At 51.6% G+C, this 12,409-nt stretch carries 11 protein-coding genes, 1 tRNA gene and 1 riboswitch; of the genes, 8 read left to right on the top strand and 4 right to left on the bottom strand.

The genetic code is table 11. The features are described from left to right. Positions 1-519: 519 nt before the first annotated feature. A complete protein-coding gene (gene serS / locus ACFSX3_RS06095) occupies positions 520-1,800 on the bottom strand; it encodes a serine--tRNA ligase (protein ID WP_209994705.1) in 1,281 nt (426 codons plus the stop codon). A 408-nt stretch (positions 1,801-2,208) separates the two neighbouring features. On the opposite strand from serS, the gene ssuE reads away from it, so the two are divergent. Next, positions 2,209-2,778, top strand: coding sequence for an NADPH-dependent FMN reductase (gene ssuE / locus ACFSX3_RS06090; protein ID WP_209994704.1), 570 nt, complete (start codon positions 2,209-2,211; stop codon positions 2,776-2,778). An 89-nt stretch (positions 2,779-2,867) separates the two neighbouring features. On the opposite strand, the gene nrdG is transcribed toward ssuE, so the two are convergent. Then, the gene (gene nrdG / locus ACFSX3_RS06085; protein WP_209994703.1) at positions 2,868-3,395 is read right to left on the bottom strand and encodes an anaerobic ribonucleoside-triphosphate reductase activating protein; all 528 of its coding nucleotides are present in this window, start codon (positions 3,393-3,395) and stop codon (positions 2,868-2,870) included. After that, positions 3,392-5,377: an anaerobic ribonucleoside triphosphate reductase gene (locus ACFSX3_RS06080; RefSeq protein ID WP_209994702.1), complete on the bottom strand. Its 1,986-nt coding sequence runs from the start codon at positions 5,375-5,377 to the stop codon at positions 3,392-3,394. Before ACFSX3_RS06080 ends, nrdG begins: the two co-directional genes overlap by 4 nt. Before the next feature lie 308 nt (positions 5,378-5,685). Continuing rightward, positions 5,686-5,916, bottom strand: a riboswitch (cobalamin riboswitch). A 342-nt stretch (positions 5,917-6,258) separates the two neighbouring features. On the opposite strand from ACFSX3_RS06080, the gene ACFSX3_RS06075 reads away from it, so the two are divergent. The 7 genes from ACFSX3_RS06075 to ACFSX3_RS06045 all read left to right on the top strand — a co-directional run bounded on the left by ACFSX3_RS06075 (position 6,259) and on the right by ACFSX3_RS06045 (position 11,449). Further along, positions 6,259-6,567, top strand: coding sequence for an MTH1187 family thiamine-binding protein (locus ACFSX3_RS06075; RefSeq protein WP_209994701.1), 309 nt, complete (start codon positions 6,259-6,261; stop codon positions 6,565-6,567). A 48-nt stretch (positions 6,568-6,615) separates the two neighbouring features. Further along, on the top strand, positions 6,616-7,392 hold the full coding sequence (locus ACFSX3_RS06070; RefSeq protein ID WP_209994700.1) for a sugar phosphate isomerase/epimerase family protein: 777 nt from the start codon (positions 6,616-6,618) through the stop codon (positions 7,390-7,392). A gap of 64 nt (positions 7,393-7,456) precedes the next feature. After that, the gene (locus ACFSX3_RS06065; RefSeq protein WP_209994699.1) at positions 7,457-8,194 is read left to right on the top strand and encodes a DUF3800 domain-containing protein; all 738 of its coding nucleotides are present in this window, start codon (positions 7,457-7,459) and stop codon (positions 8,192-8,194) included. A gap of 363 nt (positions 8,195-8,557) precedes the next feature. Then, positions 8,558-8,629: transfer RNA gene (locus ACFSX3_RS06060), tRNA-Thr, on the top strand. 151 nt (positions 8,630-8,780) lie between these two features. After that, positions 8,781-9,842 (top strand): tyrosine-type recombinase/integrase, encoded by a 1,062-nt coding sequence (locus ACFSX3_RS06055; protein WP_209994698.1) that lies wholly within the window; start codon positions 8,781-8,783, stop codon positions 9,840-9,842. Between the two features lie 124 nt (positions 9,843-9,966). After that, the gene (locus tag ACFSX3_RS06050; protein ID WP_209994697.1) at positions 9,967-10,341 is read left to right on the top strand and encodes a hypothetical protein; all 375 of its coding nucleotides are present in this window, start codon (positions 9,967-9,969) and stop codon (positions 10,339-10,341) included. Between the two features lie 160 nt (positions 10,342-10,501). After that, positions 10,502-11,449, top strand: coding sequence for a tyrosine-type recombinase/integrase (locus tag ACFSX3_RS06045; protein WP_209994696.1), 948 nt, complete (start codon positions 10,502-10,504; stop codon positions 11,447-11,449). Between the two features lie 823 nt (positions 11,450-12,272). Here ACFSX3_RS06045 and ACFSX3_RS06040 read toward each other — a convergent pair. Then, entirely contained in the window at positions 12,273-12,401 is a 129-nt protein-coding gene (locus tag ACFSX3_RS06040) for a helix-turn-helix domain-containing protein (protein ID WP_379312720.1), read from the bottom strand. Positions 12,402-12,409 lie beyond the last annotated feature (8 nt).

Genomic DNA, 12,409 nt, shown 5'->3' with positions numbered 1-12,409 from the left:
TAGTGCAATTTTTCGGCAATATTTGTTAAAATCGCATAAAAACGTAGAGGGAAATGATGAGATGTATAAAATTTTAAGGTGTTTTAGATGAAGTTAGCTACATTTTCTGAAACTATGTAAACTGCATGTTACTTTTATGCTGAAAACGGCTATTCTTCCTATAAAGGAGGAGAGCCGTTTCTTTGTTGCTTAGGAAATTATAATTTTCGTCTGTTGTGGATAGGGTGCACATAGAGTTGAGGTTAAGCGGCAGTCTTTGAATCACCGGAATAATGAGCTTGGATTGTATGCGCAAACAAACATGTCTTTGAAGGCACAACTAACGCATGAAAATGAGCATTGGGTGGTGTGGAGGCACGTGAGTGAAATGTAAGCGGAAAACCGAATATGATGTGTTGGCGGGAAGGTGTGTGGGCTGCATGAAGCCCGAAGTGAACAAAAAAGGGGCACTAATGCCCCTGAATTCGCCGGGTGTCCCAAAAGTGGGCGGATGAGTAGCCGGTGGTGGTTAAGGTGAGATTACTTGTGTTCGATCCGCTCCACCCCGCCCATATAAGGCTGCAGCGCCTGCGGGATATAGATCGATCCGTCCTCCTGCTGGTGATTCTCCAGCAGCGGAATCAGAATGCGTGGAGTGGCCACCGCTGTGTTGTTCAGGGTGTGGCAGTATTGCAGCCGCCCGTCTTCATCACGGTAGCGGATGCCCGAGCGGCGGGCCTGGAAGTCGAGCAGATTGGAAGCCGAGTGGGTCTCCCCGTAAGCTTCTCTGCCCGGCATCCAGGTCTCGATGTCATACTGTTTATGGGTCTTCATCGCCATGTCTCCGCTACAGACAGCAACTACCCGGTAGGGCAGCTCCAGCAGCTGAAGAATATGCTCGGCATTGCCGAGAATCTCCTGGAGCATCTGCTCCGATTCTGCCGGATCGTTCTTGCACATGACCACCTGCTCGATCTTCGAGAACTGGTGGACCCGGTACAGCCCGCGCACATCGCGGCCCGCCGAGCCAACCTCGCGGCGGAAGCAGGCCGACATCCCGGCCAGCCGCAGCGGCTGATCCAGCTCCAGAATCTCATCGCTGTACAGTGAGACCAGCGACACCTCCGAGGTGCCGGCCAGCCAGCGCTTCTCTCCAGTCAGCTCGTAGGTCTGATCCATGCCGCCGGGGAAGAATCCGGTCCGCTCCAAGGCCTCTGGCCGGACGATCACGGGCACATCCATGACGGTGAAGCCGCGCTGCATCAGCACATCCAGGGCCAGCCGCTGCACAGCGAGGTGCAGCAGCAGACCGGCTCCCTTCAGCACATAGCTGCGGGGGCCGCCGGCCTTGACGCCGCGCGGAAGGTCGAGGATGTCGTGCAGCTCTCCGAGCTCGACATGGTCCCGCGCGCGGAAGCCGAACACCGGCGGCGTGCCATGGCGCCGCAGCTCCACATTCGCGCTGTCATCCGGTCCGATCGGCGTATCCGCCGACACGGGATTCGGCGCTTCCAGCAGCAGCTCCCCGCAGCGCCGCTCCGCTTCCGCCAGCTCCGCCTCCAGCAGCGCGAGCTCGCTGCCGATACCTCGCACCTGCTCCTTCACCCGCTCGCCGCCTTCGGCGTCGCCCTGGCGCAGCAGACGCTCCACTTCCTTCGTCAGCGCGTTGCGCTCTGCCCGGCGCTGCTCCGTCTCCCGGCGGGCCAGCCGCCGCCGGTCATCCCACTCCAGAAGTTCCTCCAGGGGGAACTTAAATCTTTTCCACTCGGCCGTCTTCCGTACAATGTCCTCATTCTCCCTGATCCAATTCATATCCAGCATCTGCATCCGCTCCTTAAGTGTGGGTAAAAAAACGCAAAAAACGCCCTCATCCATGGGACGAGGAGCGTCAGCTCGCGGTGCCACCCAGGTTGACCTCATTCGCGTATAACAGCTATGCAGCGCGGAATCAGGCCCTCTTTGGTCTTCGCGGTAACGGGCGAAACCCGGTAAACTTAGGGAACAGGAAGCTGCTCCGGTCGCAGACGCCTCGCGGTTGGATGCCGGTCGTTGGCCTGGTCGGGATATAGGTTTGCCGTTTATTATAACTAGAGGGGCAGCAGTTTGCAAGCATAAGAGGGGTTTGACAATATTCCTTGTACTCTGCTAGGATTATTACTAATTTGAAGTATCAGTGTCCGGTGCAGTAGCCCGGCATATCCTATAATAGCGGACGGAAGAGGTGCGGAAATGGCCAAAATAGTAGTAATCAACGGAACGCCATCCCTGGTGTCCCGGATCAATGCCGTGATTGAGTATGCAGAGAGTGCCTTGCGGGAGCGCGGGTATGAAGTGGAGCGAATCAATGTGGCAGAGCTTCCGGCGGAGGATCTGATTCACACCAAGTTCGAGAGTGAAGCCATCGTCAAGGCGAACGGGCTCGTGGCGGAAGCCGATGCGGTGATCGTCGTCAGTCCGGTATATAAGGCTTCTTACACGGGAGTGCTGAAGACCTTCCTAGATCTGGTGCCGCAAAAAGGGCTGGCCGGCAAAATCGTGCTGCCGCTCTTCATGGGCGGAAGTCTCGCGCATCTGCTCGCCATTGACTATGCACTGAAGCCGGTATTGTCCGTGCTTGGCGCTCGCTACATTCTTGGCGGCGTCTACGCCGTAGACTCCCAGGCGGTGCGTAACGATCAGGGCGTAGTTGAGCTGGCGGAGGAGCTGAAGCTGCGCCTGAACAGCGTGCTGGAGGAGCTGGCTGAAGAGACGGAGCATAAGGTGGGGCGCAAGGCAGGGCAATCAGCAGCCGTAGAATAACGTTAGGCTGCCGGTTACAGCTGCCCGTACAATCAAAAGGCACTACATTACCCGAATGCGGGAGTGTAGTGCCTTTTTGTATATGAATTTTATACCCCTTGAAAGCTCAGCTCCGGCTCCCACAGTACCACCATATCTCCCGCCAGACTCGCCGGAATATCGATGATCCGCTGGTTGCTGCTCCCCCGGTAGGAGAGGGTCAGATCCTTCAATGCCTCAACAAACCGGCCGTCAATCACCACCTGGCATAAGGCCAGCAGCTTCCATTCCGCTGAACCGGGAGAAGCCGTAAGCTCCTCGTACGTATAGCCGGTATAGATCCAGACCGGGAAGCCCGGCAGCTCGGCGCGCAGCTCATGAATGAAATCTGCAGCCTCCTCAGCCGAGAAAAAAGGGTCCCCGCCCGCAAGCGTTAAGCCGTCCAGCAGCGGATTGCCTGCAATTTCTTCTATGATCTCCCGCCGCCGCTCCGGGGTGAAGGCCTCCCCGTAGTTGAAATTCCAGGTCTTCGGGTTGAAGCAGCCCGGGCAGCGGTGGCGGCAGCCGCTGAAGAAGAGGACGGCCCGCAGGCCTTCCCCTTCATTGATCGATTCGGGGTAATATCCGCAGATGTTCATAGATGCTTAACACGGTCCCGGACTTCGGCTTGCTTGGCAGCGTTGAAGCGGGTCTGATAGTCCCCGGTCAGATACCCTGTAACCCGGCGCAGACGGCGGATATGAGTGGTATCTTCATGCGCATTGCAGGTCGGGCAATTCGTGCCGATGACCCCTTCATAGCCGCAGGCGGAGCAGCGGTCAATCGGATGGTTAATGCTGAAGTAGCTGATGTCCTGCTCCAGCGCGTATTTGATGATTTTGACGAAGGCTGACGGGTTGCTCCGGGCGTTGCCGTTCAGCTCGACATAGGAGATCGCTCCGGCGTTGCAATGTTCATGGAACGGAGCTTCCAGGCTGATCTTCTTAGCTGCGCTTAGTTCATAATAGACCGGAATGTGGAACGAGTTCGTATAGTATTCACGGTCCGTTACCCCAGGGATAGAGCCGAGCACCTTGCGGTCGATCTTGGTGAACTTGCCGGAGAGACCTTCGGCCGGCGTTGCGAACAAGGTGATGTTGAGATTAAGCTCCTCGCTCTTGCGGTCGCAATATTCACGCATGTGGCGGACGATGGCTACAGCCTTGGCGTGAATCTCCATATCTTCGCCGTGGTGCTTACCGTACATAGCTTTCATGCATTCTGCCATTCCAATGAAGCCCAGCGACAGACTGCCGTGCTTCAGCAGCTCGCCTACGCTGTCATCGGGGGCAAGCTGCTCGCCGCCTTCCCAGACGCCTTCACGCATCATGAAATCGGAGGCTTTGGCCTTCTGGGAAGCCTGGATACGGAAACGGTGCAGCAGACCGTCGAGCGCAATATCCATGTAGTGATTGAGGTCGTCAAAGAACCCTTTTTCGTCAGCAGCCAGGCGGCGGCCGGTTACCGTACCGTGGGCCAGTCCAAGACGCACCAAATTGAGCGTGTTGAAGGACAGATTACCTTTGCCGGAGCAGTGGTTACGTCCAAAGCGGTCGCCGAGCACACGGGTCCGGCAGCCCATCGTAGCGAACTCGGTATCCGGGTCAGCCGGATCGTAATATTGCATGTTCAGCGGAGCGTCCAGATTGGCGAAATTCGGATACAATCTGCGCGCCGAGCACTCCGCGGCCTTCAGGAACAGCTCATAGTTAGGGTCACCCGGCTGCTGGTTGATGCCTTGCTTACATTTAAAGATCTGAATTGGGAACACCGGCGTCTCCCCGCTGCCCAGTCCGTTCATCGTGGCCGCCAGCAGTGAACTGATCACAAGCTGGCCCTCTGGTGAGGAGCAAGTGCCGTAATTGATGCTGGTAAAAGGAATCTGGCCGCCGGAGCGGCTGGACATCGTATTCAGGTTATGTACCATGCTCTCTGCGGCCTGCAGGGTCTCGCTCTGCGTCTCCTTCAGGGCGAAACGGAAGGCACGCGGATACTGCTCAGCCAGATCGCTGCGGCTCATCGTAATCTCCCCAAGCTCAGAACCCTCTGTATTCTCCTCGAAATACTCCAGACCTTTGCGGAAGAGCTTGGAGAAGGATTTGGTCACATAAGGGGCCAGATCATAATCCAGCTTGTTGGCGGATACGCCGCCGTATTGCGCATTTTGCTGCGACTGGAAAATAATCGCCACCAGTGACATCGCCGTCATAATCGAGTTGGGAGGCCGTACGCTGCCGTTGCCGGTGTTGAAGCCTTCACGGAGAAGCCGTTCAAACGGAATGAAGATGCAGTTCGTGGTTCCAATGGCGTACTGATCAAGGTCATGTACATAGACGACATTATCCAGGGTAGCCTGTACCAGCTGTGGCGGCATGGTGAAGTTACGGGCATACCATTTGGAGTATTCACTGCCGAACTTGCTCATTTTGCCGGAGAAGCTCTCCCCGTTCAGGTTGGCGTTCTCGCGCAGCAGATCCAGATCCCGGCTTTCGATAATATCCCGTCCCAGATGAATGACCTCTTCTAAAAGATCCTCCTGTGCAGCTTGTCCTTCGTTATAACGTTTCTCCAGCAGCGTCATTATATAACTCTCTCCTCTCGGGTATTGTAAGCGTTAAAAAAGCACCCCCGGCCGGGAAGGCCGGAAATGCCCGAATGCATGATGCAAAGTTCCGGAAAGCGGAAATTTGCCTGTGGTCTGGGTGGAACATACGAGCAGACACAGGGCGATAGCTTACGCCCGTTCTTGTATATTCCGCAGAGCCGATACCTGAAGATAATCCTCGATCGTCCTCAGGTATCGGCAGCCTATGGCCCGATTGACGGAAGGCTAACTCTGCTATTGCAGGCCGCATACGGACACCTCCCCTGTTCCTCGCAGGAGTCTAAGCGGTGCCACCGAAACAGGCAGGTCTCCTGGCTTCCGGCAACTCCTCCGGCGCCTTCCCGGGGGGCTTATTCCGCCCCTTAGTGGCAATTAGCCGGAGAATGCGGCCCTGGGCATCGCGCCCTGGGAGCATCCGGTTACAGTGGCGGGACCGCAGCGGTTTTGCACCGCGCTTCCCTATTAAGTCGCACCTCTATTACAAGGGGTGAAACACCCGTTTCTACTATATTTTGTTGTTATCTATTAAAGCTAACGCAATATATTGTGTTTGTAAATGTTTTTTTGCAATCCCGCACGGGGAGCGGGTTCGGCGCTTTTACTCACAGCTGATCCACAGTTAGTCCACAGGTAATCCACAACTTTTCTATGAATTTGCCTTGAATGTTTCATAAAATCTCCGAAAATACGCCACAAAGAATCCATAAATAGAGTGCGTCTAATCCTGGTAATCATTTTGACGGATATTAATAGAATAGAGAGGGTGGCAGGTGATTTGTGGCGAGCCTGGCGAAGCGTTACAATAAGAGGATAAATAAGAGGCTCAGGCACATCAGATCATTAGGAGGGAGATCACAATGGCAATTGGCGAAGTGACCGTTATTCCGATCGGGACAGGCAGCACCAGTCTCAGCAGCTATGTGGCCGAGATGCAGCGCGTACTGGAGACGGTGGAGGGCATTACCTATGAGCTAACTTCTATGGGTACGATTATTGAGGGACCGGTAGCGCGGATTCTGGCTGCGGTAGAAGCGCTGCATGAGTCGCCGTTCACCGCCGGGGCGCAGAGAGTCTCCACCTCGCTTAAGATCGATGACCGGCGCGACAAGATCTCCACCAGCCGCAGCAAGCTCGAATCCGTGGAGCGTAAGCTACAGGGAAAGTAGTGGGAATATAGTATCTAATCAGAAATGACGATAAGGAGCGGATTCTACATGGCAGAAGCAACGCAGCAGATCGGAATTCAAATGTATACACTGCGGGACCAGACGGAGCGGGATTTCCTCGGCACACTGGGCAAGGTGGCAGAGATGGGATACCAGGCAGTGGAGTTCGCCGGTTATTTCGGCGTAGCTGCCGGGGAACTGCGCCGCAGGCTGGATGAACTGGGCCTTGCGGCGCCTTCGGCGCATGTGGGACTGGACTTCAGCAGCCTGGATAAGATGGAACAGGCCTTAGCCAAAGAGATTGAATACGCCGTAGAGCTCGGACTGCAATATATAATCACCCCGTCGGCACCGCTTCCGCCCAGCCCTTCCATCGAAGATGTGACAAGAATAATTCCATTCCTGGAGAAGGCTTCCGCGATGGTCCGGGCGGCAGGGATGGAGTACGGCTACCACAACCATGATTATGAATTCGCAAAAGTTGACGGCAAGGCGGTCATCGATATCTGGCTGGAGCGGATTCCTGCAGAGCATATGCTGGCAGAGTTTGATCTGGGCTGGGTACACCGGGGCGGAGCCCGGCCCGCAGATTATGTGTCACGGTACGCCGGCCGTGTTCCGCTGGTCCATATTAAGGATTTCGGAGCAAACCAGGAGGAGACCGATCTCGGGAAGGGAGAGGTCGATTTCCAGAGCGTCTTTGAGATAGCGGAGCAGAGCGGAATTCTCTACTATATTGTAGAGCAAGAGGCCTATGAGGTATCCTCCCTTGCAAGCGCAAAGCTCGCGCTGGATTATTTCCGCGGGCTGGGGCTAATGCAGTAGTGTTTAAGCCGATGCATATCAGGGGTAGGGTATCGGATATATCTAAGGGGTGTCCATAAAAATAATGAAGAGATATACGCTTTATTTAGATGAAATTCTCACAGGTGGTCATTTTGATCATTTTAGCTTAATGGGATTTGCAATTGGAGAAAACGAATATGAGATGGATATTATCCCTTATGTCAATTCAATAAAGAATAAGTACTTTGGGGATGAAAAGGTCATAATTCACGAAATGGATATCAATAGACATAAATCCGCCACCCCATTTAAGGTCTTTCAGGATAATGATGTGCTTAAAAATTTCTGGGGTGATATTACTGGGATGTTCAAGCATTATAATCTCCCAGTGTTTGGAGTCAGCATTCACGAGAAGGACTGCCAAAGCTTATATACTAATGGACGTGATAAGTATTTCATTGCTCTTCAAATAATTATGGAGAATTTTGTTCACTATCTTGAAATGAACGATGGTAAAGGTTCAATTTATTTAGAATCAACTAATGCTGATCCAGACCAAAAAGATCAACAATTACAATATCATTTCCATTATCTTATGGCCCAAGGAACTCTTTTTTACAGTAATAAAACTGTACAAAAAAGACTTAGTACAATAAATTTCGGCTATAAACCTGATAACATAATAGGATTGCAGATTGCAGACTTATTACCAAACACGTGGAATAGAAAGCTTTCCGGTAAACCACTTAGGACATATGGTTTACTTGATATGATTGAAAATCAAGCATACGATGGAGGATGTAACAAAAAGGAACGATTTGGCTTGAAAATAATTCCATAGTGTACATTGACATAGAAAATTGTTTGAGTTAAAATGTTTTATGTAGTGATAGCGTAAGCTTTCCCTGCATCAACTACCTCATAAGAATTGCGAAAGCTCTTCTTTGTACAAAAAGACATGTATAATTAAAGCAAGTCGACGAATACTAATATAAATGATATCTAAGACTGCGAAAGCTCTCTTAGGTATCACGACTTAAGGGGACTGCGAAAGCTCTCTTCTTATTTAATGGAAGCGCCTTTTAAGGCGCTTCTTTTCCTTTTAACAAAATGTAATTATCATACTCACTACTGAAAAAGGGCTTGCGTTTTCCGCTGGAAGAGTTATAATATTTTTTGCTTGGCAGGACAGCAAAGCCTGTTCGCTGGTGTAGCTCAGGGGTAGAGCAACGCACTCGTAATGCGTAGGCCGGGGGTTCAATTCCCTTCACCAGCATTCGCGCTAAAAAATCCCGTTATATCAACGTTTGTCAGCGTTGAATGTGACGGTAGGACATACGATAGGCCAACGTATTCCCGGTGTTATTCCGGCGGTGCGTAGGCGCTGATTACGGAGCCTCCTACGGTAAAATGTGGGAGGTTTTGCTATGTCTGCTGATCCGCGATTAGGGAAAAAGGCCGTCATTAACTCGAAGAGTAGCCGCGTTAATAAGGCCCCGGTAGTAACGACGCTGGAAATGGCGTTCGATTTATTTTATAGCGCAAAGAGGTCCGAAGGGCTGCGGGAACGCACGCTGTCTGATTACCGGAGCTATTGGCGCTACTTTAACGAATGGCTAACGAAGTATGGATACGATATAACCGACGTTACGCAAATTAATCCGGAGCTGCTCCGTGAATATCTCGGCTATATGACGCACGATCACAAGCGTTATGAGGACGTAGAGGACCGGCAGAAGGACGGTAAAGCGCTGTCTAACGCGACCGTTACGTCCCGGCTGCGGGCGTTGCAGACGATGTGCAAGTTTTGGGCGGAGGAAGATATCGTAAACGAGAACCCGGCGTCTCGCGTTAAAGCGCCGCGCCATGATACGGACGACAAGACGGTATTTACGGACGCACAGCTCGACGCGCTTTTAGCGGCTCCGGATACGGGCAGTTACGTCGGCATACGCGATCGGACGGCCATGTTAACGCTCGCGGATACCGGCCTGCGCATTAATGAATTGCTATCGCTGGAAACGTCCCATATAGACTTCTCCGCGCGCTGTATCCGGCTCCCTGCGGCGTTAAATAAGAACCGCAAGCCTCGTATCATTCCGCTGTCGCCGGCGGTCTTACGGGAGCTGCTGCGGCTTATACAGGAAACTAGCGCGCACTTTGATACGACGTTCATCTTCGTCAGCAATTACGGAGAAAAATTAAAGCCGGACCACTTCCGGAAGCAGCTACGGAAATACGCTACGATGGCCGGCATTGATACGAAGGAGACACGCATATCTCCGCATCGGTTCCGCGATTACTTCTGCACGAATTACCTCGTTAACGGTGGAGACTTGTTCACGCTGCAGCGCATCGTCGCGCACGCGGACGTGAAGACGACGCAGGGATACGTCCGGCCGAGTGAAGGCGCTATACGGGATAACCACGCGCAATTCTCGCCGGTATCCAGGCTCAGTAAGGCCCTCGCAGGGAAGAGACGACGGTAACAAAGGTTCTTACTATTCATAAACGTAAGTCATTCCTTAATATGACAAAATATCTAACCAATACTAGCAGAAGTGTTTTATAATTATCCAATATACTTGGCTACTTAACATTGGAGGAATGACGATGAAAGAAATGCAGGCTCTTGTAAGTGAATTGGCCGATGATCTTGTTAAAGCAATGCGAGAGTATTTTGCTGCTGAGAAGAGAGACCCAGAATATTCGGATATTCGCGAATCTAATCTGCTCGATGGTTTAGAAGAAATAATTCACGACCTTGATTATAGAGGCGGGATATACACAGAGTACGAACTTAACTTAAATGCCGTCAATTACTGGGCAGATATCATCAAAGCGAAGATAAGTGTTATCGGTGCTGTAGGTGGTGTGGATTTAATGCGTGAAATTCAATCTGCATTGGGGAAGTATGACGATGAAAATAATCGCTTTCCCGGTTTGTTTGACAGTCTTGCTGATGGGGTTTCAGGTTGGATGGTGTAATAGATCGCAGACGCGTATAAATTCTTCATTTAAAGGTACGAGTTTGAGAAGCTAAAACGCAAATGAAAGCGCCCGACCCCGTTTTTATGCGGAGTCGGGCGCTTTTTCTGGTTACTGTTTTATGGTAGCCTTTCGGAGACATAACGAGGAGGCTACGCATATGGACTACAAGGAGAAAAGGAAGCTGATTCTTGAGACACGCGAGGAAAGGGAGAAACTGAGTGTACATTCTGCGATAAACATGTTCATCAGATCACGAAGGTTAAAGAACCTGACCAGTAATACAACGACATCATACTCTCAAGCACTTGGAAAGCTCTACAACTTCCTAAATGAGAATGATATTGGAAAGGTTAACGAGGTAATACTGGAGGATATTCAGGAGTTCATTCAAACGAGGATCGACGAAGGGAATAGTGCACCGACGATCAATAAGTATCTCCGAAGCTTACGCGCTTTTTTCAATTTTCTTCATGGGGCAGGATACCTCATCGAGAACCCAATGGATACTATCGAAAACCTCGTTGAAGAAAAGCGCATCCTACGTACGTTAAACCATAAACAGGTCAAGTTGCTTCTTGACATGCCCAATCTTTCAACGCCGGCAGGGTATCGTAACTATGTCTTCATGCTTTTGATTCTGGATACTGGCTTACGGATGGAGGAAGCAATAACTCTAAGTATTGATGGAATTTATTGGACTGAGCGTACCCTGAGAGTATTCGGAAAAGGGCGAAAGGAAAGGCTGGTTCCATTTAGTGATATTCTCGCTGTTCATATGGACGAGTATTTAAGGCTACGTACTGAGACGGATTCTTCTGAATTTTTTGTGAATATTAATGGTCAGCCGCTCAAAAGGCGAACGGTTCAGGAAGAAATCTCCGATTACGGTAAAAAAGCTCGTATAAAAGGCGTTCGTGTATCGTGTCATACACTGCGTTATACTTTCGCCAGAAACTATGTCCTCAACGGGGGCGACGTGGTAAGCCTTATGCGCATCATGGGTCATAAGAGTCTACATATGGCGCAATTATACACGGAGATGTTTCAAACGGATATTTCGAAGCAACACGATAAATTTTCGCCAGTAAGTTCGATATTTAACTGACATAAGTAACGCGGAGCGGCCCCGGAAGCCGGCGTATACCGGGCGGCCGTTGATATCGTGAGTTATACGATTATTGGCGTCGGTATTTACAAAACGTTCCCAGCGGAGTGAATTTAAAAGCGCCAGTCTTAGCGGAATCAATCCGTTAGGGCTGGCGCTTTTCTTCGTTATTTTTCCGTCAATTTACCGTTGAATTAGCCGCGTACAGCCCTCCGGAGTATTAGCGCCAAGAAGCAGCGATAACTTTACGTCGGGCAGGCAAGAGTTACCGGTTGATAGGCGCGTGGTTGGGCGTAGGGCATGCGACAGTAATACGCTGGATGAAGGACACACTGAACGATAGTGCAACCGGTTCATGTGGTCCAGTTGCACTCGTAGAATCAGCGGATGGCAGGCAGCGTCCAGCAGTCGCAACGGCGGAACCAGCGCTCCTCGAACGCGCCGAGCGTATCCAAGCGCACATAAACGAAGGCTGCACCGTTGAGCAAGCGGCGCAAGCGGAAGGCGTGTCGCGACGTACGGCGTTTAACGATTTGAAGCGGCTGGAAACATACGAAGAGGAAGACGAGGCAGACGACGAAGAAGAAACGGGGGACGCAGCGCGCATTCCCGCTAAGCCAGCGATTGATATGCGCATCTTTGAGTTAATCGAGTATGCGGCGCGGACTAAGTGCGAGAGCTGCTGCGGAGGTTACATATACCGACCGCCCTGCCTGCGTACGCCCACGAATTAGCCGCGCTATGGCTGTCCGAGGGTAAACGTAAGGGTACGGGCATAAGGCGCTAATTTGACGGTGATTCTACGTAAAAAAAGACCGCTACCTTATTCGGCGCGGTCCGTATTCTTATCTTCTACAAACTCGACAACTTCCTCGATCTTACATTCCAAGTCCTCACAGATTCGCGCAATCACACTGAGCGCAACAAACTCGCCATTAGACATTTTAGCAATAGTGGCAG

The sequence above is a fragment of the Paenibacillus rhizoplanae genome, assembly GCF_042684125.1.
Lineage (GTDB): Bacteria > Bacillota > Bacilli > Paenibacillales > Paenibacillaceae > Paenibacillus_AQ > Paenibacillus_AQ rhizoplanae.
This window is presented reverse-complemented; position numbering and strand designations above follow the sequence as displayed.

Bases quoted from the DNA above. Each gene is read 5' to 3' on its own strand.
- serS (WP_209994705.1), bottom strand. From the start codon at position 1,800: ATGCTGGATATGAATTGGATCAGGGAGAATGAGGACATTGTACGGAAG.
- ssuE (WP_209994704.1), top strand. From the start codon at position 2,209: ATGGCCAAAATAGTAGTAATCAACGGAACGCCATCCCTGGTGTCCCGG.
- nrdG (WP_209994703.1), bottom strand. From the start codon at position 3,395: ATGAACATCTGCGGATATTACCCCGAATCGATCAATGAAGGGGAAGGC.
- ACFSX3_RS06080 (WP_209994702.1), bottom strand. From the start codon at position 5,377: ATGACGCTGCTGGAGAAACGTTATAACGAAGGACAAGCTGCACAGGAG.
- ACFSX3_RS06075 (WP_209994701.1), top strand. From the start codon at position 6,259: ATGGCAATTGGCGAAGTGACCGTTATTCCGATCGGGACAGGCAGCACC.
- ACFSX3_RS06070 (WP_209994700.1), top strand. From the start codon at position 6,616: ATGGCAGAAGCAACGCAGCAGATCGGAATTCAAATGTATACACTGCGG.
- ACFSX3_RS06065 (WP_209994699.1), top strand. From the start codon at position 7,457: ATGAAGAGATATACGCTTTATTTAGATGAAATTCTCACAGGTGGTCAT.
- ACFSX3_RS06055 (WP_209994698.1), top strand. From the start codon at position 8,781: ATGTCTGCTGATCCGCGATTAGGGAAAAAGGCCGTCATTAACTCGAAG.
- ACFSX3_RS06050 (WP_209994697.1), top strand. From the start codon at position 9,967: ATGAAAGAAATGCAGGCTCTTGTAAGTGAATTGGCCGATGATCTTGTT.
- ACFSX3_RS06045 (WP_209994696.1), top strand. From the start codon at position 10,502: ATGGACTACAAGGAGAAAAGGAAGCTGATTCTTGAGACACGCGAGGAA.